At 66.2% G+C, this 1,676-nt stretch carries 1 protein-coding gene and 2 pseudogenes; all 3 read left to right on the top strand.

The window, feature by feature from the left end; all coding sequences use genetic code 11:
* Positions 1 to 326 (top strand): annotated as a pseudogene (locus WAW17_RS22140) (hypothetical protein); the annotation flags it as partial.
* Positions 323 to 663: pseudogene (locus WAW17_RS22135) on the top strand (DUF305 domain-containing protein); the annotation flags it as partial. The pseudogenes WAW17_RS22140 and WAW17_RS22135, both read left to right, overlap by 4 nt.
* A 271-nt stretch (positions 664 to 934) precedes the next feature.
* On the top strand, positions 935 to 1,676 hold a 742-nt coding region (locus WAW17_RS22130; protein WP_422335060.1), incomplete at its 3' end, for an ABC transporter ATP-binding protein.

The following is a 1,676-nucleotide window of genomic DNA, read 5'->3' as shown; positions in this document are numbered from 1 at the left end:
CCGTTTCAGGGACAGGACCTCAGGTGTCCGAGTTGGCCATGTGTTGTGACATTGTCCTGCCTATCGCCGATCGGACGATTCCGGGCGACGGGGGCAACGACCACGCATTGGCGCCAATCGCGGCGCGCCAAGATAACGTACGTGCGCACACCGCGAGCGCGGTCGAGCACGTCGCGTCCTACTCGCTGGACCCGGGCACGTTGCCGGGCAACACCGAGAACTTCTTCGGGGTCGCGCAGGCGCCCATTGGGTTGGCCGGGCCAGTGCTGGTTGATGGCGAGCATGCCCAGGGAGAGTGTTTTGTCCCCCTCGGCGCGAGCCGATGACGGGCGCGTCGGTAGGCCTCGCGGACGCCGACATCGATTTCACGCAGCGGATGTCTGCCCATCACCAGCAGGCGATCACGATGGTGGAGATGGTCGCTGCTGCAGCAGCCCCGAATGTGCGAGCGGTGGCCGAACAGCTCCGGACCTCACAGTGGCGCGAGATCGGCACTCTGACCGGCTGGCTGGAGCTGGCAGGCGAAGCGATGCAGCCGCCGGCCCGCCCGGCCGACACTCAGCATCGCGGACATTCCGCCATGCCTGACATGCCTGGCATGGCGTCGAACGAGGAGCTGACCGGCTGGGGGAGGCGGTCGGTGTCGAACGCGAGGTGCTGTTCCTGCAGTTGATGATCCGTCATCATCAAGGCGGGATCGAGATGGCCGCGGACGTGGTGGGCCACCGCTGTACCCGGTGTCCGGTCCCGGGCGTTGATCATACTCAGCGGTCAGCAGCAGGAGATCGCTCTGATGACGATGGCGCTGGATCAGCGGGGAGAATCGGCGCTGCCGTATCCCTGATTGCGCCACCGGGGCCCGAGATCCAGCGACTGGACCATCAATTGAAACGTGTCCACGTCGGTGACCGACTGGATCTACTAGGGTCACGGCATGGGACTGACGGCTCGCGGCCTGAAGCGCACGTTCGGCCGACATACCGCCGTCGAGCATGCCGACGTAACACTGAGGGCAGGGAGCATCACCGGGCTCGTGGGGCCCAACGGCGCGGGGAAGACCACCCTGCTCCTGATGCTCGCCGGACTTTTGGCACCCGATTCCGGCTCCATCGCGCTCCACGAGCTCGAGGTCGAGTCGACCCAGCTACGCGCGGCGACTGGATGGATGCCGGATGTGTTCGGTACCTGGGACAGCCTGACGGCAACTGAGATCCTGACCACGTTCGGGCGGCTGCACGGGCAACCGGCGGGAGCAGCTCGCCTGCGAGCCGTCGACCTTCTCGAACTGATTCATCTCTCCGAGTTCGCCGACCGACCCGCCCACGAACTGTCCCGAGGACAGAAGCAACGGCTGGGCTTCGCCCGGGCTTTGGTGAACCGGCCACGAGTGCTTCTCCTCGACGAGCCCGCGTCCGGGATGGACCCACGCTCGCGGATGGAGTTGCGGGACCAGCTGCGGGTGATGGCCCAGGGGGGATGCGCAGTCCTGATCTCGTCGCACATCCTCACCGAGTTGTCGGAGATGGTCCAAGACGTGGTGATCATGACGGCGGGACGCACCCGGGATTCCGATCGTCCGGCGGGACATCTGTGGCGGGTGCGAGAAGCCGGTCAACCGGCCGCCTCCGGGCAGACGATGAGTTTCGCCGACGAAGAGGCGGCCGCCCGATATCTGG

The sequence above is a fragment of the Rhodococcus sp. (in: high G+C Gram-positive bacteria) genome, assembly GCF_049286785.1.
Taxonomy (GTDB): domain Bacteria; phylum Actinomycetota; class Actinomycetes; order Mycobacteriales; family Mycobacteriaceae; genus Rhodococcus_F.
Note: the sequence above shows the minus strand (reverse complement) of the source record. Positions and strands in the feature narration are given on the sequence as shown.